Here is a 26,056-nt window from a genome sequence, read left to right on the forward strand (position 1 = left end):
TTTCGATCAGTTCTTGCGCGGAGCGGATGCATTCGCATTCTCTTCCGCATAGTTCTGCGGGAAGGCGAGCGCGCTCGTCGACGAGGCCGGCTTGGCCGCGTTGGCGTCGTTGCTGGTTGATTTGGTCGCGGTCCTGGCGGCGTCATCGAGCAGCTTCTCGACGCGCACCAGGACGTCGGCGCCGCGCTTGGTCAGCACGGGCGGCGGACCGGGCTTGGTCTCCAGCACCTTCGGTGCCGCATTGGCCTGCGCTGCCACCGGCTGCGGCGGCAGCTTCTGGCCCATGCCGATGCCGGGGATTTCCCGGACCTCGACGCCCTGATGCGCGGCGACCATGATGTCGTGCCAGGTTTGCGCCGGCAGCGAGCCGCCGGTCATGCGGTTGGTCGGCGAATAGTCGTCATTGCCGTACCACACCGCGCAGGTGAAATTGCCGGTGTAGCCGACGAACCAGGCGTCGCGATACGCATTGGTCGTGCCGGTCTTGCCGGCGGTCGGAATGCCGTCGAGCGCGGCGCGGCGCGCGGTGCCTTCGCTGACGACGTGGCTCATCATGCCGGCCATGTCGGCCGCAACGGAGGCCGGGATCGCCTGCCGTGGCTTCGGACCGTCGCGGTCCCAGCGCCAGACCGGATCACCGGCGCCGGTGCGCACTTCCAGCACCGAATGCGGCGTCACCGCCTTGCCCCGGTTGGGGAAGGTGGCGTAGGCGACGGCGTGCTCGAGCACGGTGACTTCGTCCGAGCCGATCGGCAGCGACGGCGTGTCGGGCAGCGGCGCCTTGAGGCCGAAGCGGCGGGCGACCTCGACGATCTTGGCGCGGCCGAGCTTGGCCGGGTTCGGCGCCTTCGGCTGCTCCTTCTGGCCGATCGCGATCGACAGCTTGACGGGCACGACGTTGATCGAGCGCGTGATCGCCTGCGTCAGCGTCACCGAACCGGAATAGGAATGGCCATAATTCTGCGGACACCAATTGCCGATGCAGACCGGACCGTCGACCACGATCGAGTTCGGCGTGAAGCCGTTGAGCAGCGCGGTGGTGTAGACGTAAGGCTTGAACGACGAGCCGGGCTGGCGGTAGGCGTCGGTGGCGCGGTTGAACTGGCTCGCACCATAGTCGCGGCCGCCGACCATGGCGCGGATGCCGCCGTCGAGATCGGAGACGACGGTCGCGGCCTGGGTCGCGTGATAGTCGCGGCCGAACTGGCGCAGCTGGTTCTCGATGGCGTCTTCCGCCGCCTTCTGCACGTTGGTGTCGATCGCGAGGCGCACCACGAAGACGCGCTCGGTGTACGACTTCGGGAAGGTGTCGACCAGCTTGCGCATCTCGTCGAAGGCGTAGTCGAGATAGTAGTTGGGCGAGGCCTCGTCGCGGCGATCGACCGCGAAGGCGGGGTTGCGGCGGGCGCCGAACACCTGGCCCTCGGTCATGAAGCCGGCGTCGACGAGATTGTCGAGCACGACGTTGGCGCGGGCGCGCGCCGCGGGCAGGTTGATGTGCGGGGCGTATTTCGTCGGCGCCTTGAACAGGCCGGCGAGCATCGCGGCTTCCGCCAGCGTCACGTCACGCGCGGACTTGTTGAAGTAGAAGTGGGCTGCGCCGTCGACGCCGAAAGTGCCGCCGCCCATATAGGCGCGGTCGAGATACAGCTTGAGGATCTCGTTCTTGGTCAGGCGCCATTCCAGCCAGACCGCGAGGAAGGCTTCGTTGACCTTGCGCTCGATGGTGCGCTCGTTGCTCAAAAACAGGTTCTTGGCGAGCTGCTGGGTGATCGAGGAGCCGCCCTGGCGGACGCCGCCGGCCTGGGCGTTGGTGACGAGCGCACGCGCGGTGCCGGCGATGTCGATGCCGAAATGCTCGTAGAAGCGCCGGTCTTCGGTGGCCAGCGTCGCCTTGATCAGCACGTCCGGAAAGTCTTCCAGCGGGATCGAATCGTTGTGCTTGATGCCGCGGCTGCCGATCGGGTTGCCGTAGCGGTCGAGGAAGGACACCGCCAGGTCGGACTTCTTCAGCCAATCCTCGTCCGCGGTCTCGCGGAAGGCGGGGATGGCGAGGGTGAGCATCACGACCATGCCGCCAAGACCCAGCGTCGCGGCCTCCGACAGCGGCTCGATGAACACCCAGCGCTTCCACCGCCCGACATAGAAGCGGTCCATGAAGGTCGAGTAGCGCTCGTAGAGCTCGCGGATGCCCTTGGCGGAGGAGAACAGCGAGGAATCGATGCGTGCGTCGAGATCCAGAAAGAAATTCCGGACGCGGCTTTTCCAGTTGGATGGTGTGTTCTGGACCACCTAGAACCCTTGAGGCTCGGTTCGACAGCGTTCAGGCACCCGGCCGGGCGGCACCGAGACGTCTTGAGGGAATGTTACGGCAAACCCAAGGCGCCGGTTTCGCGTCCGAGGGGACTTGCTGTTCCTTCTAGCCGAGCAGGGCCCATAAACCAATGGTCAGGCTCGCGATTTTGAACAACAGGCCTAATTGACCCCGGTTCATTACGGGCCTCAATTGGGCGTTGCTTGCAGCGTCCCGGCCGCACGCCGTAGATGGAACGAGCCGTAGCTCTTTCGAACCCTTGTTGAGGCGCATGACCGCAGCTCCCAAACGACCTTCAGGCCAGGAAGGATTCTTCTGGAAAACCAAGACGTTGGAAGAGCTGTCGACGGCCGAATGGGAGAGCCTGTGCGACGGCTGCGGCCGCTGCTGCCTGAACAAGCTCGAGGATGAGGATACCGGCGATATCTATTTCACCCATGTCGGCTGCAAGCTGCTCGATGCCGGGACCTGCGGCTGCAAGGACTATCCGAATCGGTCCGCCAAGGTTCCCGACTGCGTCCGGCTGACCCCGGCCAATGTCCGCACCCTGAACTGGCTGCCGCCGAGCTGCGGCTACAAGCTGGTCGCGGAAGGGCGCGACCTCTATTGGTGGCATCCGCTGGTCTCGGGCGACCCCAACACCGTTCATGAAGCCGGCGTCTCCGTTCGCGGCCGGGTCGAGGGCAGCGAGGAGGAGATCCCGGACGAGGAGCTCGAGGACCACATCGTGCAATGGCCGGCGCAGCTGCCGAAACGGGCACGCCTGAAGCGACGTCCGAAGGACTGACCCGCCTGCGACCTCGAATCACGTCATCGCGATGACCCCGCGGCGGGATGCACCCATGCGCCGCGGTGCCTGCCTGAGAAGAACTTTCCTCTCTACATTGCGTCCATAGAACGAATCCTTCGCGGTGTTGCGCCGCCTCACGGCTTCCGATCGAGATGAACAAGTTCGACCGGCAGAGCAGTTCTGCCGACATTCAGGCGTTGCCTGACGACATTGCCGAAGAGCTGTCCCGCCTTCCCAGCGAGGTCTTGAGCGTCGACGACGCGCCTTCGCTCGCGCCGCCGGTGCCGTTGTCGCAGGACGAGGTCCGGACCATCGTGATCAGCCTAATGCTGACGATGTTCCTGGCCGCGCTCGACCAGACCATCGTCGCGACCGCGCTGCCGACCATCGGGCGCCAGTTTCACGACGTCTCCAATCTCTCCTGGGTCATCACCGCCTATCTGCTCGCCTCGACCGCGGTCGCGCCGGTGTTCGGGACGCTGAGCGACATCTACGGCCGCCGCATGATGATCATCATTTCGCTCAGCCTGTTCGTCGCCGGCTCCGTGCTGTGCGCGATCGCGCCGAGCATGCCGATGCTGATCCTGGCGCGCGGCCTTCAGGGCCTCGGCGGCGGCGGCATCATGCCTGTCGTGCAGACCGTGATCTCCGACGTCGTCTCCCCGCGCGAGCGCGGGCAATATCAAGCCTATTTCTCCAGCGTCTGGATGGTCGGCGGCATTTTGGGGCCGGTCATCGGCGGCGTGTTCGCCGAGCATCTGCACTGGTCGATGATCTTCTGGATCAATCTCCCGCTCGCGGCCGCCGCCATCGCGATGCTGCTGCCGAAGATGAAGAAGATCCCGGTGTTCCACCGCAAGCGCAAGGTCGACTGGCTCGGCGGCGTGCTGCTGATGGCCTCTGCGGTCGTCTTCATGCTGGTGCTGACCTGGGGCGGCACGCGCTATCCGTGGCTCTCGCCGACGGTGCTTGCGATGGTGGGCGGCGCCGTGGCGCTCGCGGTCACCTTCGTCTGGCACGCGCGGCGGGCCGACGAGCCGTTCCTGCCGTTGAAGCTATTGACGGGTTCGGTGGCGCCTTTCGCCTTGACAGCCGGGGGCTGCGGGCTCGGTGCGATCACGGGCCTCACCGTGCAGCTGCCGCTCTATTACGAGTCGGTCTACCATCTCAGCGCCAGCGAGGCGGGGCTCGCATTGATTCCGCTCGCGGCGGTCTCGACCTGCGGCGCGGCGATTGCCGGCCGTACCATGGCGCGCGCAAAACACTACAAGCGCGTTGCCATCATCGGCACGTCCTGGGCCGCGCTGTGCGGCCTCGCCCTCACGGTCACCACCTTGCCGCTGTGGGGTCTGCTGACGCTGATGGCCGCGTTCGCGCTCGGGCTCGGCACGACCTTCCCGGTCTGCGTGGTCTCGCTGCAGAATTCGGTCGCGCGCCCGCAAGTCGGCACCATCACCGGCGCGATGAACTTCTTCCGCTCGCTGATGTCCTCGTTCACGGTCGCGGCGTTCGCGGCGATCCTGCTGATCGCGCTCGGCGCCGACGTTCCGCTGGCCGGCGAGCATCATGCCGCGGGCGCCGTCGCCATTCCCGCCGACGACATGCGGCATGCCTTCCGCTACGTCTTCGGCGCCGCCACCGCGCTGATGACCACCGCCGCGCTCTGCCTGATCATGATGGAGGAGCGGCCGCTCGCGGGCCCCTCCGTCGCGCAGCAGGTGGAAATGGCGGAGTAGGGGTTAGCCGCCGCGATCGGGATCGTCGTCGGCATCACCTGCGCTCGTCTTTCGCGCCTTCGCCGCAAGCTGTTCCTTGAGCTTCGCCAGCGCGTCGCCAGACCAGTCCCCGACATCTGTCACCGCGACCCAGGCATCGACGTAATGCTCGGGCGCGTAGACATGGCCAAAGCCCATCGGCGTCGCGGTCGCGACCGCCATGTCGAGGGCGAGCTGCAGCATCGTCACCACAGGATACCATCGCAGCTCCGGCGATACGTCCGGTCCGCGCGGCGCATTCATCCAGTCCGGCGCCTGATAGGCGTCGCGGTAGGCGAAGAAGGTGATCGCGTCGCTGGCATATTGCAGATAGACGACGCGCATCGGCCCCCAGGGCGTATCCGGCGGCACCGTCGGTCCGTTCTGGTTCATGAAGCGGACGAAGCGGCTGTCGCGGAATTCCGGCAGCCAGGCCGGCGATCCCAGATTGCGGTTCGCGGTGACCGAGCGCCAGATGTGGCTCTCGAACGGCGGCCCACTCCACAGCGCGCCGGCAATGGGATCCCCGATCGTCTCGAACAGCTCCGCGGATTTCTCCGAGTTCATGGCGCCGAGGCTCAGTCCGTGCAGATACAGCTTCGGCCGCTTATCCTTCGGCAGCGTCGTCCAATAGCCGTAGATCTCCGCGAACAGCGCGCGCGACGCTTCCGCACCGTATTCGGGCTGAAACAGCAGTGACAGCGGGCTGTTGAGATAGGAATACTGCATCGCGACGCTCGCGACATCGCCATGGTGGAGATATTCGACCGTATCCATCGCGGCCGGATCAATCCAGCCCGTGCCGGTCGGCGTGATGACGATCAGGATTTTGCGGTCGAAGCCGTGCTGGCGCTTGAGCTCCTCGAGCGCAAGCCTGGCGCGCGCTTGCGCGGTGTCGCGGCTGCCGAGCCCCACATAGACGCGCACGGGATTCCGCGCGGGTCGTTCCGTAACGGTGCTGATGTCCGTCGCGGTCGGGCCCGAGGCAATGAACCGGCGCCCCATGCGCCCGAGCTCCTTCCATTTCACCAACGAAGCAGAACTTCCGGTTCGATCGGGGGCGGCCGGTTGCGGCCGCTCGGGCTCTTGCAGGGCGTCGAGTTCGCGGAAGGAGGAGTCGAGTGCATTGAACGCCGTGCGGATCAGGACATTGCTGGCGATCGACCAGAACAGCAGGGCTGCGACCAACACGCCGACGACATTCGCGACCTTCCGCGGAATGATGCGCCGTATGCGCGCGGCGAGAAAGCGGGCGACAAGCGCGAACAGCCGCCCCAGGGCCAGCAGCACGACGAACGTGATCAGGGCGATGGCGCAGACCTTGAGCGGATGGGCCGTCTCCACCGGCGCCATCTTCATCACGGTGCGGATCGAGTTCTGCCATTCGGCGGTGCGCCCGAGAGCGAGGATGACGACGAGCAGGCAGCCGACCGCGACGAGCGCATTCGCAACTGATCTTGCGCGCGCCGAAGGCTCGGGCAGTTCGAGATAGTGCCACAGCCGACGCCACAGGACACCGGCGAAATAGCCGATCGCAAAGCAACCGCCGGCGAGGGCGCCCTGCGTGAGATAGCTGCGCGGGATCAGCGTCGGCGTCAGCGCGGCTGCGAAGAACAGCGCACCCAGCGCGAGGCCGACGCCGGACAGCGACAGCAATTGTCGCCGAATGAGCCGCGCTGGATTCATGAAGCCACCTCGCGAGCCACGCTATCCTCCGGTCGGGTCCGGAAAGCTGCTCTTTCGCGGCAACAGGATCGTGAACTCGGTGAACACGCCGGGTTCCGTCGTGACGTCGATCGTGCCGCCGTGCTGCTTCACGATGATGTCGTGGCTCATCGACAGCCCGAGACCGGTACCTTCGCCGGCCGGCTTGGTCGTGAAGAACGGATTGAACATCTTCGCCTTCACGTCTTCCGGAATCCCGGTGCCGTTGTCGCGGATGCGGATCTCGATGCTGTCGCCGCGGTCGCGGGTCGCGGCGATCACCATTGGCTCGTAGCCGGCGCCGCTGCCCATCCGGCGCCTGGTCACCGCATAGAAGCCGTTCGAGATCAGGTTCAAAAGCACCCGGGAAATCTCCTGCGGAAACACTTCGGCCGAACCCGCCGCCGGGTCGAGCTCGCTCTTCAGCGTCACGTCGAACAGCGGCTTCTCGGCACGCGCGCCGTGATAGGCGAGGTTGAGACTCTCCTCGACCAGCGCGTTGATGTCGCTCAGCCGATGCTCGCCGCCGCCCTCGCGCGAATGCAGCAGCATGTTCTTGACGATGGAATCGGCGCGCCTTCCGTGCTGCACGACCTTTCCAAGATTGTCCCTCAGCAGCCCCGTCAGCTCGTCGACCTCCGCGCGCAGATCGTCGGCGAGCGGGACGGGCGCAAGCACCTCGTTCAGCTCGTCGGTCAGCTCGGCCGAGAGCGAGGCGAAATTGTTGACGAAGTTGAGCGGGTTCTTGATCTCGTGCGCGATGCCGGCGGTGAGCTGGCCGAGCGAGGCCAGCTTTTCGGTCTGGACCAGACGGTCTTGCGCCGCGCGCAGATCGTCGAGCGATCTGGCGAGCTCCCGCGTGCGGTCCTGCACCTCGTTGAACAGGCGCGTGTTCTCGACCGCGATCACGGCCTGGTCGGCAAAGGTCTTGAGCAGACTGATCGCCTTGTCCGGGAAGGAGCCGGCCTCGGGGCGCGTCACGCCGATGGTTCCGATTGCAATCCCGTCGCGCAGCATCGGAATCACGAGGATGCTGCGATAGCCTCGCGTCCGCGCCAGCTCCCGCATGGCCTCCGTGAGGTCGGGCTCGTTCTGCATGTCGCTGCGGAAGGCGTATTCACCACTCGTCGCCACCCGGCTGTGAATGCCTGATGCCGCAAGCGGCGCCGGGAACGAGCTGCGCAGCTCCGCGTTGCCGGCCTCGTTGTCGGTGGTGAAGGCGGCCAGATGCAGCATGCCGTTGATGACGCGGGTGACAGTGGAGGAATGTCCGCCGACCAGCGCCTTGGCACTGTCGGAGATGGCCTGGAACACCGGCGTGACGTCCGCCGGCGAGGCCGCGATCACCTTGAGGATGTCGGCGGTCGCGGTCTGCCGTTCCAGCGCTTCCCGGGTGGCGTTGAACAGGCTGACATTCTTGACCGCGATCACCGCCTGGTCGGCGAAGGTCTGCAACAGCCGCACATGATGCTCGGCGAACGCGCCGGTGGTCCGCCGCGTGGCGATGATGACGCCTTTGGCCTCGCCCTCGCTCATCAGCGGCGTAAACAGCATGCTGCGAAAGCCGCGGGCGCGCGCGATGTCGCGTGCCGCCGGCTCGAGCTCGGTATCCGGCAGCTGCGCCGATTCACCGTGGGCCGTGAGCTGGTATGCCGGGAACTGCGCGAAAGGCACCGGGAACGAGGCCTGGAGCACGCGGTCGCCGGCGGGATCGCCCGGCGTGAATGCCACGAGGTGCGCGGCGCCGTCGACATAGCGCAGCACCGCGGTGGAGAAGCCGCCGATCAGCCGGTTGGCGTTGGTGGCGACGGCGTCGAACACCGGCTGCACGTCGGAGGGCGAACTCGCCAGCACTTTCAGAATGTCGGCGGTCGCGGTCTGCCGTTCGAGCGATTCCCGCGTCTCGTTGAACAGCCGCGCGTTCTCGATCGCGATCGCGGCCTGGTCGGCAAAGCTCTGTTGCAGCGCCATCTCGTCATCGGTGAAGGGCGCGAGGCGGTCGCGGTAGACGATCAACGCGCCGATCGCCTTGCCTTCAAGCCGCAGCGGCGAGCCGGACATCGAACGCGTGCCGGCGGCGCGAACGTGAGGCATGCCGGGCCAGTCGGCGATGGCCGGATCGACATCGTCGAGATCGGGGACATGAACCTGCCGGTTCTCGGCCACGATGGTGCCCGGCATGTTGCGGCCGCCGATCTTGAGCTGGGCGAGCGGCACGCCGGCGCCGACGCGCATGGAGCTGTCGCCGACCCGGATCACCCTGGACCACCCGTCGCCTTCCGCAATGTGAATGGTGGCGCTCGGCGCGCCGAACAGATGCATGGTCGCTTCCGCGATCTGTTGCAGCGAGCCCTCCGCATCGCCCGAGGAGTTGGCGATGGTGCGCAGGATCTCCATGCTGGCGTTCTGGCGGTCGCGCGCAATGGCAAGCTCGGCTTGCAGGCGGGCATTCTCGGCCGCTTGGGATCGCAATTGCCGTTCGAGCTCGGCGGCCTTGTCCTGGGGAGGCGCGGTCATTGATCATCCGGCTAAGCGCCGCGACGTACGCGGTACCAAGCCCGATTATCACATCTCCTGCGGCCGGAGCCAGCGCCCACAGCCTTGTGGCCGGCTCAAGTCCCCGGCCGCGACACCTCGGTCTCCTTGGTGGTGATGAACTCCAGCAGCACCGGCACGCCTTCCTTCGTCTTCTGGATGCCGCGCTTGATCGCGGGGATGATGTCCTCCGGCCTCGTCACCCGCTCGCCATGGCCGCCGAAGGCGCGCGCCATTGCGGCATAGTCGCCGGAGATGTCGGTCGAGCGGTATTTCTCGGTCGAGATCGGCATCACCTTCAACTCGATCGCCATCGAGAAATTGTTCAGCAGGATCGACATGATCGGGATGCGCTCGCGCACCGCGGTCTCGAAATCCATACCGGTGAACCCGATGGCGGCGTCGCCCCAGACATTGATGCAGAGCTTGTCGGGCTTTGCGAGTTTTGCGCCCATCGCCAGCCCAAGGCCGTAGCCGAGCTGCGTCGTCTTGCCCCAGCCGAGATAGGTGAGGGGCTCGACCGCCTTCCAGAACGGCGAGAGCTGGTCGCGCGGACTGCCGGCATCATGGGTGATGATGGTGTTCTTGATGTCGACGGTGTGCTGGAGATCCCAGAGCACGCGATAGGGGCTGAGCGGCGCGTCATTGCTGGTGAGTTTCGGCATCCATTTCGCCAGCCATTCCTTGTGCGAAGCGGCGATCTCGGCCGCGACCGCTGATGCGTCGCGATCCGCCGTGACGGTCTTGCTGATCTCCTCCAGCAGCGCATCGAGCACGAGGCCGGCATCGCCGACGAGGCCGACCTTGGCTTCCACATCCTTGTTGAGATGGTTCGGATCGAGCGTGGAGTGGATGACGGTTTTGCCCTTCGGCATCGCGACGCCGAAACTGGTTTCCGTGAACGAGCAGCCGATACCGAAGATGACGTCGGCCTCAGCGAGGAATTTCGGGACCGCGCGCGGCACCGCGAGGCCGCCCGAGCCGAGCGACAGCGGATGCGTTTCCGGGAACGATGATTTGCCCCCCAAGCTGGTGGTGACGGGAATGGCGAGCCGCTCGGCGAGCCGCTTCAGTTGCGGCCAGGCCTGCGCGTAGTGCACGCCCTGGCCGGCATAGATCACGGGGCGCTTCGCGTTGACGAGCAGGGCTGCTGCCTCCTTCACATGAACAGGATCGGCGCCGTAGCGCGTGCGCAGCACCGGCGTGTAGTTCAGCGGCTCCGGCACCTCCTCGTTCCACATGTCGGAGGGGATCTCGACGATGACGGGACCGCCGCGGCCGTTCTTCAGTTTTGTAAATGCGCGGCGGAAGATGTTGGTGACCTCGGCCGCCAGAATGATCGGCTCGGACGATTTCGAAAACGGCTTCATCGCCTCGCTGGAATTGAAGTTCGGCTCGATATGCGCAAGCCTGCGCTGATAGCCCATCGGCAGCACCAGCACGGGCACGGATTCGCCGTAGCATTGCGCAACGCCGCCCATGGCGTTCTCCGCGCCGGGCCCGTGCTGCATGCAGAACGCGCCGATCGAACGCCCCGACGTCACCCGCGAGATCGCATCCGCCATGTGCACCCCGACGCGCTCCTGGCGCACCATCACCGGCCGGATTTCAGCCTTGGCCGCGTGCTCGATCAGATGGTTGACCGGATAGCCGCAGAGGATCTCGATCCCCTCGCGCTTCATGATTTCCGCAATGGCGGTGCCGAGCTTCATGGCGTCTCTCTCCTCAGGCTTGGCCGGTTGCTCCGGCCGATTGGGGAGAGAGGATCAGGAATTTGCAGGAGCGTAAAGCACAGGTGGGCGACGGTCGCGGTAGGTCAGCCATGCAGCGCGCTGCCGTAGTCTGGATGGAGCGACTTGTCCGCCGTAGCTCGAAGAGCGAAGGCGGAAGCGCAATCCGGGCTACAAACGTCCTACTTGCAGTTTTTGCAGATCGTCAGCTTTCGTTTCAACGCCTCATCTTCCTGATCGGCCGATGACTGCCCGGTAGTATCCGGATTGGACTTGGCGCCCTTTGCTGCGCGTGACCGCACAGGCGGCGTCACCTGGCTCGAGGCGTCATTGTCGTCGACCGTGCCTACGCTGAAGCCGTCGTAGTCGGCGGCCGGATTAGGCATCGGCGGAGGCCCGCCGATCACAGGGGGCGCAGCCTCCCTGCCGGGTGTCGCCGGCGGAATTCTGGAAGTTTTGGCGCTCGCGCGTGGCGGCGATGCGTTGGGCGGAGCAAGTGAAACCGGCGGTGCGACCGAAGTCTGTCCTCTCGCGCCGTCATGCGGCCAGGCGCCGACAAACATGAGGCTGAGAGCCAAGAGCGTCACGCTTCTCATCCGCATCCTTCAAATCGCTCTGGTCCAATGATTGAGCATGGCTCGTCGAACCACGCCGGGCCGAAGACTATCAGGACTCAAAAGGCCGTCAAACGCGGGAGCGCGAGGATGTGGTTGCTTGAAGGACGTTGCGGTGCGTCCGGGACACGATTTTGAGTGCATTACGCGCCACGCGCTATTGCGAGCGCAGCGGGGTAATCCAGAATTCCTCCGCGGGAGGACTCTGGATTGCTTCGCTATCGCTCGCAGTGACGAGATCGGGGAGGGAGTATGCGCCGACGGCCGCGCCGAGGTCGGCGCGTGCAGGGACGTCGCCTCAGGCCGGGGCGGCCGTTACGAGGCGGCCCTTACTTCAGCGACGAGCTGATCGAGTTGAACTTGTTGTTGAGAAGCTGGCTGCCCGTGTTGTTCACGACGGTCACGATCGCCAGCGCAATGCCGGCGGCAATCAGGCCGTATTCGATGGCGGTTGCGCCAGTCTCATCGGCAAGGAAAGACCTAAGCAAAGTCATTGCCAACTCCTCTTCATCCGATCCAATGTGTGGCAGCGTCGTTTTCGGACTGGTAAATAGATCGAATAGATTTTTCTGCGCGACGGAAGAATGAAGCCCGGGCGGCCGCGCCTCCGTCACATACGATGGCATCCATTAAATTAAGGTTCCATCGATCCATCCAAATGGATTCAAATCGACAGCCACCCGCAAGGACACGCGGAAGCCGCGGCGTCTGTCAGGGCGTGATGGTCGGGCCCGGTGTGGCGGGGAGGCGACGCTTCAGCACGGTCGCGAGACGGCCGACGAAGTCCTTCATCGTGCCCGGCTGCGGCCGCGGCGCCGTGCTCGCCGCCTGCTCGTGATCAGGCGCGTCGTTCACGATGCTGATGTAGTTCTTTCTGACGTCCTGCTGCACGGGGGCACGCGAACCTTGGCTCGATCGGAGCCGGAACCATGCTGCGCATAAGGGGAACCAACGGTTAATTTTGTCGCCCGTAGGAATACCCTGTCGTGCTGGACACGAGGGCGCCGATTAACGGTTTGTTGAGCCTGTTCGTCACGGTCGGCACGGATGCCTGCCAGAGATGACAACCAGGGACGACAGACAAGGTGCTCATCGGCCGCGGCCGTCCGCATTCAGCGCCCGCAACATCGCGATGCGGGCGAACATCACCCAGCCGCCGCCTGTCTCGGCTGCGTTGATCAAGGTCTCGATGGCGGTCTGCCAGTGCACCTCGTGCTGTGCGTCCTCAGGCAGCTGCATGATGTAGTCCGCCGCGTCTTGCAGGGTCAGCAGCTTGCGCTTGTGACTTGCGCGAACGGGATCGTCGAACGCCGTCGACCAGGGCATATCAGGCCGGCCGATCGGCGAGGGGAGAGATCACGGCGCGATTGCAGCCGCGGATTGCGTCTAACCGGCCTTCTTCGCCCGTGCCGGCGCGCGCACCGGCTTGTCGGCCTTTTTGGGGGGCGCTTCCTTGGCAGCTGCTGTCTTGCCGCCCTTGCCGGCGATCGGCAGCAGCATCTCGCGCTGGCCCTCGACGCGCTTCTTCGGCTTCTTGCCCTTGGCGGTCTCCCTGACGGCCTCTTTGGTGGCCTTGGCCGCGGGCGCCATGTCCTTCTCGCTGGCGATGCTCTTCTTCAGCGCGTCCATCAGGTTGATGACGTTGCCGCCGGTCTTCGGCGCGGCCTTCGCCGCGATCGGTGCACCGCTGCGCTTCTTGTTGATGAGGTCGATCAGCGCCGTCTCGTAATGGTCCTCGAACAGTTCGGGCTCGAACGCGCCGGACTTCTTCTCGACGATGTGCTTGGCGAGGTCGAGCATGTCCCTGGTCAGCTTCACGTCCTGGATGTCGTCGAAATATTCCTTCTCGCTGCGGACCTCGTAGGGATAGCGCAGCAGCGTGCCCATCAGGCCGCTCTCGAGCGGCTCCAGCGCGATGATGTGCTCGCGGTTGGTCAGCACGACGCGACCGATCGCGACCTTGTCCATGCTGCGGATGGTCTCGCGGATCACCGCGAAGGCGTCGTGGCCGACCTTGCCGTCAGGCACGAGATAGTAGGGGCGGATCAAATAGCGGCTGTCGATATCGGTCTTCGGCACGAACTCGTCGATCTCGATCGTGTGCGTGGAGTCCAGCGCGATGTCGTCGAGCTCGTCCTTGGTGACCTCGATATAGGTGTCGGTGTCGACCTTGTAGCCCTTGACGATGTCCTCGGAGGTCACCTCGTCGCCGGTCTCGGCGTCGACCTTGAGGTACTTGATCCGGTGGCCGGTCTTGCGGTTGATCTGGTTGAACGAAACCTTCTCGGTATCCGAAGTGGCCGGATACAGCGCGACCGGGCAGGTCACGAGCGACAGACGCAGAAAACCCTTCCAATTGGCGCGGGGGGCCATGGGCTACTCCAAACGCAACGGGGACAGAGGACGAGGATACCATCGGGGAACAACGAATCATAGCAAGACGGATTGCGGAATCTTGCAACTGCGTTAACTGGCCGCCCGGAGCGCGGTTGCAGCCCGATGCAGCGGCAAAAACCGGAACATCATATCCAATCACGCGTTGGCTCGGGACATCGGGCTGCGAGGGGGCCCGACCACCGCAGCCGACATCCAGAGCTTGAGGGCATTATGGCAACCACGCGAGAGCACGATCAGATCGTCGAAACCGCCACCGAGGCGCGTCAGGGCGAGCCCGGGCCGTCAGTGGCCGCCCTGCTTGCCATCTCGACCGGGCTCGCGATCCTGATCCTTGCCGTCATCTGGTTCGTGTTCTTCCGGACCTGACGGCCGATCGACGGGACGGTTCGGACCTTCCGACTCCCCGCGCAACGCGGCCGCATTGCGCCCGCCATGCCCGCCGGCCCGTCCGGTGGCCTAGCGGGCGCAGTCGCGTCGGCCCATGAGAAGCTCTATATGACCAAAAAGTAACGCGGTCGGTTCCCCGCGTTCATATTCAGTTCACGCCGGAATTGCTCATCTGTAGCGGTGTTCATGCGGCCTATTTCTGGAGAGAAGCGTGCGCCTGCTTGTTGTTGAGGACGACCCTGATCTCAATCGCCAGCTCACCAAGGCGCTGACGGACGCCGGCTATGTCGTCGACCGCGCCTTCGACGGAGAGGAGGGGCACTATCTCGGCGACAACGAGCCCTACGATGCCGTTGTACTCGACATCGGTCTGCCCAAGAAGGATGGCATCTCGGTGCTGGAATCCTGGCGCCGCAACGGCCGCACCATGCCGGTCCTGATCCTCACCGCCCGCGACCGCTGGAGCGACAAGGTCCAGGGGTTCGATGCCGGCGCCGACGATTACGTGCCGAAGCCGTTCCATCTGGAGGAGGTGCTGGCCCGCATCCGCGCGCTGCTGCGCCGCTCCACCGGCCATGCCCAGAGCGAATTGAGTTGCGGCCCCGTCACGCTCGACACCAGGACCGGACGGGTCAGCGTCGCCGGCAATCCCGTCAAGATGACCTCGCACGAATATCGGCTTCTGGCCTACCTGATGCACCATTCGGGGCGTGTCGTGTCCCGCACCGAGCTGGTCGAACACCTCTACGACCAGGACTTCGACCGCGACTCCAACACCATCGAGGTTTTCGTCGGCCGCATCCGCAAGAAGCTCGACGTCGACATCATCCAGACCGTCCGCGGCCTCGGCTATCTCCTGACCCCGCCGCCTGCTCCCGGCGCTTGAGGCGTCAGGACTTGACGGCAGGCCGAACACGGGCCTTGGTCCGGCCATGACGTCCGACGCCCCGCCACCCTGCGCCTGCCGGGATCCTTCCGATGCCCGCTAGCTCGCTTGCCAACCGCCTGTTCCTGTCGGCGACGGCGTGGCTCGTGGTGATCCTTGCCATCACCGGCGTGGTGCTGTCGTCGGTCTACAAGAGTGCCACCGAGCGCGCCTTCGACCGCCGGCTCAATCTCTATCTGCGCACCCTCATCGCCGAGGTCGCGACCCCCGATGAGCCGCCGGACCGTCAGTTCCAGTCGCTCGGCGAGCCCCTGTTCGAGCTGCCGCTGTCGGGCTGGTACTGGCAGATCACGCGGACCGATACCGAGAAGCCGGAGGTGCGCTCCTCGCGCTCGCTCTGGGACAAGAAGCTGCCGAAGCTGGAGGAGCAGGGCACCGAGCTCACCGCCGCCGGCATTCGCCTTGCCTATGTCGACGGGCCCGAGGGACAGAATCTCCGCATGGTGGAGCGGCCGGTCGATCTCGGCGCGGACGGCAAATATCTGGTCAGCGTGGCCGGCGACGACACCGAGATTTTCGACGAGACGCGGAGCTTCGACTACTATCTCGGCGGCACCTTCACCGCGCTCGGCATCGTGCTGCTGCTGACGACGGTGTTCCAGGTCCGCTTCGGTCTCGCGCCGCTCAAGCGCATCTCCGAGTCCATCGCCGACATCCGCTCGGGCCGGGCGGAGCGGCTCGAAGGTGAATTCCCGGTCGAGATCGCGCCATTGGCGCGCGAGACCAACGCGCTGATCGACGCCAATCGCGAGATCGTCGAGCGCGCGCGCACCCATGTCGGCAACCTCGCCCATGCGATCAAGACGCCGCTCTCCGTCATCGTGAACGAGGCCGGCGCCCACATCGCCGATCCGTTCGCGGCCAAGGTGATGGAGCAGGCGGACGTGATGCGCGACCAGGTCGCCCATCATCTGGAGCGCGCGCGCATCGCGGCGCGCGTCTCGGTGGTGGCGACCGTGACGGAGGTCGCGCCCGCCATCGAGGCGCTGCGGCGGACCATGGAGAAGATCCATCGCGATCGCGGCATCCTGGTCGAGGCCAAGGCCGATCCGTCCGCAAAGTTTCGCGGCGAGCGGCAAGATCTGGAGGAGATGGTCGGCAATCTCGTCGACAATGCCTGCAAATGGGCGGCCTCGCAGGTCTTCATCGAGGTTCTGGTGGAAGCGCCGCACCAGGCGGGCGCCGGCCCGCGCCTGCGGATCATCGTCGACGACGATGGCCGCGGCCTGTCGGAGGCCGAGCGCGCCCAGGTCTCCCGGCGCGGCCAGCGGCTCGACGAGTCCAAGCCCGGCTCGGGGCTCGGCCTGTCCATCGTGACCGACCTCGCCGCGCTCTATGGCGGCAGCCTCTCGCTCGCGGGCGCCCCGACCGGCGGCCTGCGGGCGGAGCTGGTCCTCCCCGGAATATAATCCTTTGTTCCGGCACGACTATTTGACCGGTCCGGCACCGATCCGGACCAAACCGGAGCTATTTCGGAGCGACTTCCTAAACGGCTTCTTAAGTGGGCCCATCTATGATCGCGCAGGACGCATCCCACGTCTGCCATCTTATCGTGCATTACCCGGGCGCATGAGCCAGACATCGATCGAGCGGCTGAGGGAATACCTCGCGCAGCTCCCGCCGCAGTCGCAGGCGCTGCTGATGCGGGAGTTCGAGCGCGCGCTCGAGCGCGGCCAGGACACGGCGGTGGCAACCCTCGTGCTCGAGCAGCTGCGCAAGATCGTCCGCAAGACCGAAGTCGACGAGGCTGCGCCGCCGCGCACGGACGATCTGTCGCGGCTGTTGTTCCAGGTGCTGGAACCGTTTCTGGTCGAGACGGGCGCCCCTGTCAGGGTCGGCCAGATCCGCCGCTCCTCACTGCATCCGATCTGGCAATGGCTCGGCCGCGATGGCGCCGCCGACAAGGTCAACGAATTCGAGGCGGCACTGGCGCGCATGCCGGCTTCAGTCAATGCAGGGCAGGTCGAAGCCCTCGCCGCGAAGCTCCAGGCGGTGGCCGCGGATGCCATCTTCGGGCTGACGGGTCCCGGGGGCGGCGACAAGTCGCGCGCGCTCGCCCGTGTCGGCCCGCCCAACGTGATCGAGGACCTCTACTCGATCGGAGCGGTGCTTCAGGTCCGGGAAGCCATCGCCACGCTGAACGAGAAGCTGCCGCGCTTCCTGCGTGCCTTCGGCGAAGCCCAGATCGCGTCAGTGACGTCCACGCTCAACATCCCCGCGCTCCAGACGCCGCAGCTGCTGCCCTTCGCGCTGTCGATGGTCGTCCAGCGGATGACCGCGCCGTGGCAGATCATCCGCCTCGCCATCAAGATTGCCGCGTCCGACGACGAGATCCGCGTCGCTGCCACGCCCTACGGCGTGGCCGTCACGATCGCTTTGCATGATTTGTCCTGCGTTGCCTCGATCCTGCGCATGGACATCAAGCGCGGCCATTTCGAGAACGTCGCCGACAATCTCAAGGCGCTGCATGACGGCGTGCGCGGTCTTCGCACGGAGCTCGATCTGCGCAATGATTCCGTCTGGGGCAAGCAGCTGACCTCGATCCGGGCCGACATCTCCAATGCGCTGCAATCGGAGATCGACAGCGTTCCCGGCCGGGTTCGCCGCATCCTGCGCCAGCGCGCCGAGAAGGACATTCCGCCGGGGGCGCGGATCGACAGCACGGAGGTCGAGGAAACCGCGGCGCTGATCGATTTCGTCGCGACCTGCCGCAACTATGCGAGCGAACTTGCGATCAACGAAGTGACGCTGCGCACCTATTCCGATCTGCAGCAATATGTCGAACGCTCGACCGAGCAGTTGGTGCAGTCGCTGCGCGCGGCCGATCACAAGGTCCGCACCTATCGGCAGCAGCAGGTGCAGGCTGCGATCCGCTTCTGCCAGGTGCTGTTCGGCGATGATTACGCGTCGCTGATGAGCCGCGCCGCGGAGAACGCGGCCACGGGCGAGCGCAAATCGTCGCGGGCAAGCTGATCAAGCGCATTTTTTCGTGATCACAATTTGTGGTTGACGGTGCCGGTGGCGGGCCCTACGGTCGCCGTGCAAATTTTTGGAATTTCTATCTGTGGGCGCATGAAACCCCTTATCAGCTCCATCGAAATTGAAAACCGCGTCATCGTTGCCAAGTATCAGAGGCTGATGGTTGGCGCGAAGGTGGTGCTGATCGAGAAGGCAAGCGGCCGGCAACTGCCTGAGACCGTCACCAGGGTTGCATCGCCCGTTCCCGTCGGGGCGTTGCGCATCAAATTGCCTGAAGCAATCGAGCCGGGAACATACTTCCTGAGGGCCTTCAACGGGCACGGCGAGGACGCCGCTCAAAGCGCGGACTTCGAGATCCGTTAAGCCGTTGGATTTTAACAGTTTCGGGACTGTGTGCGGTCGCGCCGAATTGACAATTGTCAATTGCCGCATCGTCCGGCCGTGGTGTAAAGCCACCTATGGGCGCGGTTTGCGCGCCGCCGGAAGCTTGCCAGATGACGCTATCGTTCGTGTTCGCGCTGATGACGGTCGCGGCGATTTTCGCCGTGCTTCTGCCGCTCGGCCGCAGCGGACGCGCGCAAAATCAGGGGAGCGAGGTCGCGGTCTACAAGGACCAGCTGGCCGAGATCGAGCGTGATCTCGCGGCAGGACTGATCGCCGCACCGGAAGCCGAGGCCGCTCGTGTCGAGATCAGCCGCAGGCTGCTTGCCGCGGCCGGGAGCGAGCCTGCATCGGAACCGACATCGAGCCTCAAATGGCGCCGCGCGGCGGCTGTGCTGGCGCTTGCCGGCCTGCCGCTCATTGCGATCGGCGTCTACATGCCGCTCGGCTCGCCCAGGCTTCAGGACTTTCCCCTGGCGCAGCGGGAGCGCGGGGCCGGGTCCGGCATGGCGCTCGAGAATCTCGTCGTGCAGGTCGAGCAGCATCTGGAAAAGAATCCGACCGACGGGCGCGGCTGGAACGTGCTCGCGCCGGTGCTGGTGCGGCTCGGCCGCTTCGACGATGCGGTGCGCGCCTATCGCAACTCGCTCACCTACAATGGTGAGAGTTCGGAGCGCCGGGCCGATCTCGGCGAGGCGATCGCGGCTGCTGCCGGCGGCGTGGTGACCGCCGAGGCCAAGACCGAATTCGAGCGAGCGCGTGGCCTGAACGCGGACGATCCCAAGGCGAACTATTTCCTCGGGCTCGCCGCCGAGCAGGATGGCCGCAAGGACGACGCCGCCAACATCTGGCGCGCACTGCTGGCGAAAGCGCCGGCGGATGCGCCGTGGCGTCCTCTGGTGCAGACTTCGCTGGCGCGGGTCGGCGGCGGTGGCGCTACGATGCCGGCGCTGTCGGACGAGACGGTCGCAGCCTCCAAGGACATGAACGAGGGCGATCGCAACGCGATGGTGCGCGGCATGGTCGAACGCCTGGCCACCCGGCTGAAGCAGAACGGCGATGATGTCGAGGGGTGGCTGCGCCTGGTGCGCGCCTATCTTGTGATGGGCGATCGTGACAGGGCATTGGGCGCTTCGACCGACGCGCGACAGGCGGTCGCCAACGACGCCGCGCGGCTGCGCCAGCTCAACGAAGGCCTCAGGACTCTCGGGCTCGACGGATGACGATGTCGGGACGAGGAGAGCGGAGAACGGATACGCCATGACGCGCAAGCAGCGACGTATGACCATCATCGGCGGCTCCCTCGCAGTGCTCGCGCTTGCGGCCGCGCTCGTGCTCAACGCTCTGCGCGACTCCATCGTGTTCTTCTCGACGCCGACGATGGTCGCCGAAAAGCACGTCGAGCCCGGCAAGCGATTTCGTCTCGGCGGCCTGGTGCAGCCCGGCTCGCTCCAGCGCGGCGACAACCTCGCCGTGACCTTCGAGGTTGCCGATGGCGGCGCCAAGCTGCCGGTCGCCTACAAGGGCATCCTGCCCGACCTGTTCCGTGAAGGGCAGGGCGTGGTCGCCGAAGGCGCGCTCGACGCCAACGGCGTGTTCAAGGCCGACACCGTGCTCGCCAAGCACGACGAGACCTACATGCCCAAGGAAGTCGCCGATGCCCTGAAGAAGCAGGGGCATTGGAAGGACGATTACGGCGCCAAAGCTTCTGATAGCGTCAAGCCCGCGGCGACGACCGCGCAGGGCAACCCGCAGGGAGCAGTGCGTTGATCGCGGAATCCGGACACTACGCACTGGTGCTGGCCCTTGGCCTGGCGCTGATCCAGTCCATCGTGCCGCTGATCGGCGCACGCTTGCGCGATGCCGCGCTGATGAACGTGGCGCGCTCCGCCGCGCTGGCGCAGTTGCTGTTCGTCGGTGCGTCGTTCATCGCCCTCGTGATGCTGCACGTGAACTCGGATTTCTCGGTCGCCAACGTCTATGAGAACTCCCATTCGATGAAGCCGCTGATCTACAAGATCACCGGCGTGTGGGGGAACCATGAAGGCTCGATGCTGCTGTGGGTCTCGATCCTGGCGCTGTTCGGCGGAATGGTCGCGGCCTTCGGCAACAATCTGCCGCTGTCGCTGCGCGCGCATGTGCTGGCCGTGCAGGCCTGGATCGCGAGCGCCTTCTATCTCTTCATCCTGGTGACATCGAACCCGTTCCTGCGCATCGCCAATCCACCGATCGAGGGACGCGATCTCAACCCGGTGCTCCAGGACATCGGCCTCGCCGTGCATCCGCCGATGCTCTATCTCGGCTATGTCGGCTTCTCGATCTCGTTCTCCTTCGCCATCGCGGCGCTGATGGAGGGGCGGATCGATGCGGCGTGGGCGCGCTGGGTGCGGCCGTGGACGCTGGTGGCCTGGATCTTCCTGACGCTCGGCATCGCAATGGGCTCGTACTGGGCCTATTACGAGCTCGGCTGGGGCGGCTGGTGGTTCTGGGATCCGGTCGAGAACGCCTCGCTGATGCCGTGGCTCGCCGGCACGGCGCTGCTGCATTCAGCGCTGGTGATGGAGAAGCGCAACGCGCTGAAGGTCTGGACCATCCTGCTGTCGATCCTGACCTTCTCGCTGTCGCTGCTCGGCACCTTCCTGGTGCGCTCCGGCGTCATCACCTCCGTGCACGCCTTCGCCACCGATCCGACGCGCGGCGTGTTCATTCTGCTGATCCTCTGCCTGTTCATCGGCGGCAGCCTCTCGCTGTTTGCGGGTCGTGCCACCTCCTTGAAGCAAGGTGGCCTGTTCGCGCCGATCTCGCGCGAGGGCGCGCTGGTATTGAACAATCTGCTGCTCAGCGTCGCCTGCGCGGTCGTGCTGTTCGGCACGCTCTATCCGCTGGCGATGGAAGCGCTCGACTTCAAGATGTCGGTTGGCGCGCCCTTCTACAATCTCACCTTCGTTCCGCTGTTCGCGCTGCTGCTGCTGGTGGTGCCGTTCGGGCCGATGCTGGCGTGGAAGCGCGGCGATCTGCTCGGCGTCACCCAGCGGCTGCTCGCGGCGGGCGTTGCCGCGCTCGTTGTGATCGCCATCGTCTGGGCCTGGACCCGTGGTGGCAGTGCGCTGGCGCCATTGGCAATTGGGCTCGGAGTCTTCGTCATCGCCGGTGCCGTGACCGATCTGTCCGAACGGACAGGCTTGTTTCGCCTGCCGTTCGCAACGACGCTGCACCGGGCCCGCGGCCTGCCGCGTTCGGCCTGGGGGGCGGCGTTTGCCCATGCGGGCCTCGGCGTCGCGCTGATCGGGATCGTCTGCGAGACCACCTGGAACAGCGAATATATCGCGACCATGAAGCAGAACGACGTGGCACATGTCGCCGGCTATGATCTCAAGCTCGACGGCCTGGCCCAGCGTCAGGGGCCGAACTTCCGCGAGATGATCGCCGAGTTCAACGTCAGCCGCGACGGCGAGAAGATCAGCGTCATGACGCCGTCCAAGCGCAACTTCACGACGCGTGGGTCCTCGACCACCGAGGCCGCATTGCTGACGCGCGGCGCGAGCCAACTCTACGTTTCTCTCGGCGACGCGACTGCCGATGGCGCCATTGCGGTGCGCATCTATCACAAGCCGCTGGTGCTGCTGATCTGGTGGGGACCGGTGCTCATGGCCTTCGGCGGCATGCTGTCGCTGTCCGACCGGCGCCTGCGGGTCGGCGCACCGAAGCCGGCGCGGGCCAAGCAGCGCCTTCAGCCGGCGGAGTGATCCGATGCGGCGGATGATGGTCACGATCGTTGCGCTCATGCTGCTGGCCTTGCCCGCCGCCCACGCCGTGCAGCCCGACGAGATCATGTCGGATCCCGCGAAGGAGGCACGCGCGCGCGACCTGTCGCGCGAGCTGCGCTGCATGGTCTGCCAGAACCAGTCGATCGACGATTCCGACGCACCGCTGGCGCGCGATTTGCGGCTGCTGGTGCGCGAGCGGATCGCGGCCGGCGACAGCAATTTGCAGGTGCTCGACTTCCTGGTCGCGCGCTATGGCGAGTTCGTGCTGCTCAAGCCGCGCTTCGAGCGGCAGACCGTGCTGTTGTGGCTGCTCGCGCCGCTGCTGCTGATCAGCGGCGGCCTGGCGCTCTGGCTGCAAATCCGCCGGCGCGCGCGAAGCGGTGCAGACCTGCCAGCTCCGCCGCTCACTGCGGATGAAGAGGCACGGCTCGCAGCCTTGATGTCGGACGAGACGAAGTCGTCCTAGCGACTTCAAGTCGTCCTGGCCTACGTAATGATACGTAGGCCGTCTGCCGCAGACTGTTTCATGCTCTGTTGACCTTTGTCTGGAAGCTTGTCGCGAAATTCGATTCCAGATTTTTGAGTCCTCAGCCGATGTTCACGAACAGCAATCTGACGATCCGCTTCCTGGTCGGCGCCGTGGTCGCTGCATTATTGTTCCTGCTGGGCATCGGCGGCGGCACCGGCTTCGTCGCGGTCCTCTACCTCAACAACGAGATCACCAGCCTGTCGTCGGACTTCGCCGCGCTGAGCGGCCCCGCCCGCGAGCATGCGATGCTGATCTACCAGCAGGCGCAGGCGGCATTCTCCTATTTTCTGATCGCCTGCGGCGTGATCGCGGTGGTCGCCGTTGCGATCTGCCTCACCACCTGGTTCGCCGTGCGCAACGGCATCCTCAATCCGCTGGCGGCGATTGTGCACGCCATGCGTGAGGTCGCCGATCAGAAATTCGAGACGCCTGTTCCGGGCCTCGGCGGCACCAACGAAATCGGCCTGCTCGCCGGTGCATTGGAGGTTTTCAAGACCAACGGCCTGGAGCGGCGGCGCCTCACCGAGCAGCAATTGCACGAAGCGCAGCATCAGGCCGAGCGGTCGAATTTCCTGGACGCCCGGATCAAGCGCTTCAACGATCTCGTTGCCAGCGTGGTCGACAGCGTGGCGTCCTCGGCCGTGCACCTGAAGAGCAATGCCGAAACGCTGTCGCGGACGGCCAACGACACCAGCTCCAAGGCCTATGCGGTCGCGAGCGCGGCGAACCAGGCCAGCGCCAGCGTGCAGATCGTCGCGAGCTCGGCCGAGGAGATGACGAACTCGATCGGCACGATCAGCCGCCGCGTCACCGACGCGACGCAGCGTGCCGAAGGCGCGGCGACGCAGGCCGAGAGGAGCCGCGACACCATCCACACGCTGTCGGATGCCGCTGACAAGATCGGCGAGGTCGTCCAGCTCGTGCAGGCGATCGCCTCGCAGACCAACCTGCTGGCGCTCAACGCCACCATCGAGGCGGCGCGGGCAGGGGACGCCGGCAAGGGTTTTGCCGTGGTTGCCTCCGAAGTGAAGAGCCTCGCGCACCAGACCAGCAACGCGACGGAGGAGATCACCTCGCACGTCGCCAGCATCCAGGGCATCACCGCGGAGACGCGCGGCGCGATCGACGGCATCTCGAAGACGCTGTCGGAGATCTCGTCGATCATGTCGGGCATCGAGGTCGACACCGCCCAGCAGCGCAACGCCACCCAGGACATCACCCGCAGCGCGCAGGATGCCGCGCATGGAACTCTGGACGTCTCCAACCACATCGTCCAGATCACCTCGACGTCGGCGGAGACCGGCCGCATGGCGGCCGAAGCGCGCGATTCCGCCGTCGACCTGTCGCAGCAGGCTGAAACCCTGAAGCGTGAAGTCGACGAATTCATCGTCAGCGTCAGGGCGAGCTGATCTCGCCAAAGGCGTGTTCGACGCTCGTCAGGGGAACTCGATTAAGTTCCTGTGAGGCCACAACTTTCGGCGTGCGATAAACTGCCGCAACGGCGCGACCCTTCATTACAAAAGTTTAACCCCGCCGCCAGCGCACGGTAAGGCGGGAGCCCCCATCTTCAGGTCCGTAACGTGCTGCCATCCGGCACCAAAAGAATTCAAGGCCTTGGAGATTCCTGCATGACCGACCGTCCCGACCTCACGAACCTTCCGTCCTACCGGCAGCCCCGCCGGTCGGTTTTCTCCGCGCGCAGGATCGCGCTGATGGCCTCGGTCGTCGCCGGCCTCGGGATTGCCGTCCACGGCTTCAGCCCGTCGACGTCGCCGAGCGAGCTGTTCTCCAGCCCGGCGCATGCGCAGGTCAACAACGAGGTCCGGAAGGTTGAGCGTCCGGTCGGCTTCGCCGACATCGTCGAGCGCGTGAAACCGTCGGTGATCTCGGTGAAGGTCAACATCAAGGAGAAGACCGCGAGCAACGACGATGGCGACGATTCCGCCTCGCCGTTCCAGCCGGGCTCGCCGATGGAGCGCTTCTTCCGCCGCTTCGGCGGTCCGGATGGTTTCCCGGGCCAGAAGGGTGGCCGCGGCCGCGTCGTGCAGGGCCAGGGCTCCGGCTTCTTCATCTCCGCCGACGGTTTTGCCGTGACCAACAACCACGTGGTCGACGGCGCCGACAAGGTCGAGGTCACGACCGACGACGGCAAGACCTATACCGCCAAGGTGATCGGCACCGACCAGCGCACTGACCTCGCTCTGATCAAGGTAGAGGGCGGCTCGAACTTCCCCTTCGCCAAGCTCGCCGACAGCAAGCCGCGGATCGGCGACTGGGTGCTCGCGGTCGGCAATCCCTTCGGCCTCGGCGGCACCGTCACCGCGGGCATCGTCTCGGCCAGCGGCCGCGACATCGGCAACGGTCCCTATGACGATTTCATCCAGATCGATGCGCCCGTGAACAAGGGCAATTCCGGTGGTCCCGCTTTCGACACCAACGGCGAGGTGATGGGCGTCAATACCGCGATCTACTCGCCCTCCGGCGGCAGCGTCGGCATCGCGTTCTCGATTCCGGCGAGCACCGTGAAGAGCGTGGTGGCCCAGCTCAAGGACAAGGGCTCGGTCAGCCGCGGCTGGATCGGCGTCCAGATCCAGCCGGTGACGTCCGATATCGCCGACAGCCTCGGCATGAAGAAGGCTGAAGGTGCGCTGGTGGCGGAGCCGCAGGCGAACGGTCCGGCGGCGAAGGCCGGCATCGAGTCCGGCGACGTGATCACCTCGGTCAACGGCGAATCCGTCAAGGACGCCCGCGAGCTTGCCCGCACCATCGGCGGCATGGCGCCCGGCGCGACCGTGAAGCTCAACGTGTTGCACAAGGGCCAGGACAAGGTCGTGAACCTCACCCTTGGCCAGCTGCCGAACACGATCGAGGCCAAGGCCGACACCGACAAGGATAGCGGCAAGGGTGCGAGCCGTGGCACCGACGTGCCCAAGCTCGGCATGACCGTCGCGCCCGCCGACTCCGTGGCCGGCGCCGGCAAGGAAGGTGTCGTGGTCACCGAAGTCGATCCGAAGAGCGCCGCGGCCGAACGCGGCTTCAAGGAAGGTGACGTCATTCTCGAAGTCGGCGGCAAGAGCGTGAGCACCGCCGGCGAAGTCCGCGACGCCATCAACACGGCGCGGACCGACAACAAGAACAGCGTCCTGATGCGCGTGAAGAGCGGCGGCCAGTCGCGCTTCGTCGCCGTGCCCATCGCCAAGGGCTGAGCCGTCAGGAGGTCTACGAGATG

The 26,056-nt window shown here is 65.5% G+C and carries 21 protein-coding genes and 1 pseudogene; 13 read left to right on the plus strand and 9 right to left on the minus strand.

What is annotated here, in order from left to right; translation table 11 throughout:
* Window positions 1-6 precede the first annotated feature (6 nt).
* A complete protein-coding gene (locus tag AB7008_RS17705; RefSeq protein ID WP_028159675.1) occupies window positions 7-2,292 on the minus strand; it encodes a transglycosylase domain-containing protein in 2,286 nt (761 codons plus the stop codon).
* Between the two features lie 293 nt (window positions 2,293-2,585).
* Here AB7008_RS17705 and AB7008_RS17710 point away from each other — a divergent pair, with 293 nt between their 5' ends.
* Entirely contained in the window at window positions 2,586-3,101 is a 516-nt protein-coding gene (locus tag AB7008_RS17710) for a YcgN family cysteine cluster protein (protein WP_014496718.1), read from the plus strand.
* A gap of 155 nt (window positions 3,102-3,256) precedes the next feature.
* Window positions 3,257-4,840, plus strand: a complete 1,584-nt coding sequence (locus tag AB7008_RS17715; RefSeq protein WP_041955689.1) for an MDR family MFS transporter — start codon at window positions 3,257-3,259, stop codon at window positions 4,838-4,840.
* A gap of 3 nt (window positions 4,841-4,843) precedes the next feature.
* Here the strand turns inward: AB7008_RS17715 and AB7008_RS17720 are convergent, their stop codons facing one another.
* From AB7008_RS17720 to ku, 8 genes and pseudogenes are all read right to left on the minus strand, one after another.
* Window positions 4,844-6,544 carry an alpha/beta hydrolase gene (locus AB7008_RS17720; RefSeq protein ID WP_304493433.1) on the minus strand — a complete coding sequence of 567 codons (1,701 nt, stop codon included), beginning with the start codon at window positions 6,542-6,544 and terminating at the stop codon, window positions 4,844-4,846.
* A gap of 21 nt (window positions 6,545-6,565) precedes the next feature.
* The gene (locus tag AB7008_RS17725; protein WP_441259159.1) at window positions 6,566-9,079 is read right to left on the minus strand and encodes a GAF domain-containing protein; all 2,514 of its coding nucleotides are present in this window, start codon (window positions 9,077-9,079) and stop codon (window positions 6,566-6,568) included.
* 95 nt (window positions 9,080-9,174) lie between these two features.
* Window positions 9,175-10,818 (minus strand): annotated as a pseudogene (locus tag AB7008_RS17730) (thiamine pyrophosphate-requiring protein); the annotation flags it as partial.
* Window positions 10,819-11,009: 191 nt separating this feature from the next.
* Complete coding sequence (locus AB7008_RS17735; protein WP_248882136.1) at window positions 11,010-11,423, minus strand: hypothetical protein; 414 nt, start codon at window positions 11,421-11,423, stop codon at window positions 11,010-11,012.
* A gap of 347 nt (window positions 11,424-11,770) precedes the next feature.
* On the minus strand, window positions 11,771-11,935 hold the full coding sequence (locus AB7008_RS17740; protein WP_014496710.1) for a Flp family type IVb pilin: 165 nt from the start codon (window positions 11,933-11,935) through the stop codon (window positions 11,771-11,773).
* A 217-nt stretch (window positions 11,936-12,152) separates the two neighbouring features.
* The gene (locus AB7008_RS17745; RefSeq protein ID WP_441259160.1) at window positions 12,153-12,332 is read right to left on the minus strand and encodes a hypothetical protein; all 180 of its coding nucleotides are present in this window, start codon (window positions 12,330-12,332) and stop codon (window positions 12,153-12,155) included.
* Between the two features lie 198 nt (window positions 12,333-12,530).
* Window positions 12,531-12,767 (minus strand): hypothetical protein, encoded by a 237-nt coding sequence (locus tag AB7008_RS17750; RefSeq protein ID WP_041955683.1) that lies wholly within the window; start codon window positions 12,765-12,767, stop codon window positions 12,531-12,533.
* A gap of 60 nt (window positions 12,768-12,827) precedes the next feature.
* Window positions 12,828-13,814, minus strand: a complete 987-nt coding sequence (gene ku / locus AB7008_RS17755) for a non-homologous end joining protein Ku (RefSeq protein WP_248882138.1) — start codon at window positions 13,812-13,814, stop codon at window positions 12,828-12,830.
* A 234-nt stretch (window positions 13,815-14,048) separates the two neighbouring features.
* On the opposite strand from ku, the gene AB7008_RS17760 reads away from it, so the two are divergent.
* From AB7008_RS17760 to AB7008_RS17810, 11 genes are all read left to right on the plus strand, one after another.
* Window positions 14,049-14,204, plus strand: a complete 156-nt coding sequence (locus AB7008_RS17760) for a hypothetical protein (RefSeq protein ID WP_014496706.1) — start codon at window positions 14,049-14,051, stop codon at window positions 14,202-14,204.
* Window positions 14,205-14,436: 232 nt separating this feature from the next.
* Complete coding sequence (locus tag AB7008_RS17765; protein ID WP_441259161.1) at window positions 14,437-15,111, plus strand: response regulator transcription factor; 675 nt, start codon at window positions 14,437-14,439, stop codon at window positions 15,109-15,111.
* A gap of 92 nt (window positions 15,112-15,203) precedes the next feature.
* Window positions 15,204-16,580 (plus strand): sensor histidine kinase, encoded by a 1,377-nt coding sequence (locus AB7008_RS17770; protein WP_014496704.1) that lies wholly within the window; start codon window positions 15,204-15,206, stop codon window positions 16,578-16,580.
* Between the two features lie 160 nt (window positions 16,581-16,740).
* Window positions 16,741-18,144: a hypothetical protein gene (locus tag AB7008_RS17775; RefSeq protein WP_441259162.1), complete on the plus strand. Its 1,404-nt coding sequence runs from the start codon at window positions 16,741-16,743 to the stop codon at window positions 18,142-18,144.
* Window positions 18,145-18,243: 99 nt separating this feature from the next.
* The gene (locus AB7008_RS17780; protein WP_028149902.1) at window positions 18,244-18,513 is read left to right on the plus strand and encodes a hypothetical protein; all 270 of its coding nucleotides are present in this window, start codon (window positions 18,244-18,246) and stop codon (window positions 18,511-18,513) included.
* A 131-nt stretch (window positions 18,514-18,644) separates the two neighbouring features.
* The gene (ccmI, locus tag AB7008_RS17785) at window positions 18,645-19,754 is read left to right on the plus strand and encodes a c-type cytochrome biogenesis protein CcmI (protein ID WP_441259163.1); all 1,110 of its coding nucleotides are present in this window, start codon (window positions 18,645-18,647) and stop codon (window positions 19,752-19,754) included.
* A gap of 37 nt (window positions 19,755-19,791) precedes the next feature.
* Window positions 19,792-20,301 carry a cytochrome c maturation protein CcmE gene (gene ccmE / locus AB7008_RS17790; protein WP_063984547.1) on the plus strand — a complete coding sequence of 170 codons (510 nt, stop codon included), beginning with the start codon at window positions 19,792-19,794 and terminating at the stop codon, window positions 20,299-20,301.
* Window positions 20,298-22,277, plus strand: coding sequence for a heme lyase CcmF/NrfE family subunit (locus AB7008_RS17795; protein ID WP_014496699.1), 1,980 nt, complete (start codon window positions 20,298-20,300; stop codon window positions 22,275-22,277). The genes ccmE and AB7008_RS17795 overlap by 4 nt, the downstream gene beginning before the upstream one ends.
* A 4-nt stretch (window positions 22,278-22,281) precedes the next feature.
* On the plus strand, window positions 22,282-22,764 hold the full coding sequence (locus AB7008_RS17800) for a cytochrome c-type biogenesis protein (protein WP_441259164.1): 483 nt from the start codon (window positions 22,282-22,284) through the stop codon (window positions 22,762-22,764).
* Between the two features lie 128 nt (window positions 22,765-22,892).
* Window positions 22,893-24,236 carry a methyl-accepting chemotaxis protein gene (locus AB7008_RS17805; RefSeq protein ID WP_441259165.1) on the plus strand — a complete coding sequence of 448 codons (1,344 nt, stop codon included), beginning with the start codon at window positions 22,893-22,895 and terminating at the stop codon, window positions 24,234-24,236.
* A gap of 219 nt (window positions 24,237-24,455) precedes the next feature.
* Window positions 24,456-26,033, plus strand: coding sequence for a Do family serine endopeptidase (locus AB7008_RS17810; protein ID WP_028159660.1), 1,578 nt, complete (start codon window positions 24,456-24,458; stop codon window positions 26,031-26,033).
* The last annotated feature ends 23 nt before the right edge of the window (window positions 26,034-26,056 follow it).

The sequence above is a fragment of the Bradyrhizobium sp. 521_C7_N1_3 genome (assembly GCF_052075975.1).
GTDB lineage: Bacteria > Pseudomonadota > Alphaproteobacteria > Rhizobiales > Xanthobacteraceae > Bradyrhizobium > Bradyrhizobium japonicum.

Bases quoted from the DNA above. Each gene is read 5' to 3' on its own strand.
- AB7008_RS17750 (WP_041955683.1), bottom strand. From the start codon at position 12,767: ATGCCCTGGTCGACGGCGTTCGACGATCCCGTTCGCGCAAGTCACAAG.
- AB7008_RS17725 (WP_441259159.1), bottom strand. From the start codon at position 9,079: ATGACCGCGCCTCCCCAGGACAAGGCCGCCGAGCTCGAACGGCAATTG.
- AB7008_RS17805 (WP_441259165.1), top strand. From the start codon at position 22,893: ATGTTCACGAACAGCAATCTGACGATCCGCTTCCTGGTCGGCGCCGTG.
- AB7008_RS17780 (WP_028149902.1), top strand. From the start codon at position 18,244: ATGAAACCCCTTATCAGCTCCATCGAAATTGAAAACCGCGTCATCGTT.
- AB7008_RS17800 (WP_441259164.1), top strand. From the start codon at position 22,282: ATGCGGCGGATGATGGTCACGATCGTTGCGCTCATGCTGCTGGCCTTG.
- ccmI (WP_441259163.1), top strand. From the start codon at position 18,645: ATGACGCTATCGTTCGTGTTCGCGCTGATGACGGTCGCGGCGATTTTC.
- AB7008_RS17735 (WP_248882136.1), bottom strand. From the start codon at position 11,423: ATGAGAAGCGTGACGCTCTTGGCTCTCAGCCTCATGTTTGTCGGCGCC.
- AB7008_RS17810 (WP_028159660.1), top strand. From the start codon at position 24,456: ATGACCGACCGTCCCGACCTCACGAACCTTCCGTCCTACCGGCAGCCC.
- AB7008_RS17720 (WP_304493433.1), bottom strand. From the start codon at position 6,544: ATGAATCCAGCGCGGCTCATTCGGCGACAATTGCTGTCGCTGTCCGGC.
- AB7008_RS17740 (WP_014496710.1), bottom strand. From the start codon at position 11,935: ATGACTTTGCTTAGGTCTTTCCTTGCCGATGAGACTGGCGCAACCGCC.
- AB7008_RS17715 (WP_041955689.1), top strand. From the start codon at position 3,257: ATGAACAAGTTCGACCGGCAGAGCAGTTCTGCCGACATTCAGGCGTTG.
- AB7008_RS17775 (WP_441259162.1), top strand. From the start codon at position 16,741: ATGAGCCAGACATCGATCGAGCGGCTGAGGGAATACCTCGCGCAGCTC.
- AB7008_RS17710 (WP_014496718.1), top strand. From the start codon at position 2,586: ATGACCGCAGCTCCCAAACGACCTTCAGGCCAGGAAGGATTCTTCTGG.
- AB7008_RS17770 (WP_014496704.1), top strand. From the start codon at position 15,204: ATGCCCGCTAGCTCGCTTGCCAACCGCCTGTTCCTGTCGGCGACGGCG.
- AB7008_RS17760 (WP_014496706.1), top strand. From the start codon at position 14,049: ATGGCAACCACGCGAGAGCACGATCAGATCGTCGAAACCGCCACCGAG.
- ccmE (WP_063984547.1), top strand. From the start codon at position 19,792: ATGACGCGCAAGCAGCGACGTATGACCATCATCGGCGGCTCCCTCGCA.
- ku (WP_248882138.1), bottom strand. From the start codon at position 13,814: ATGGCCCCCCGCGCCAATTGGAAGGGTTTTCTGCGTCTGTCGCTCGTG.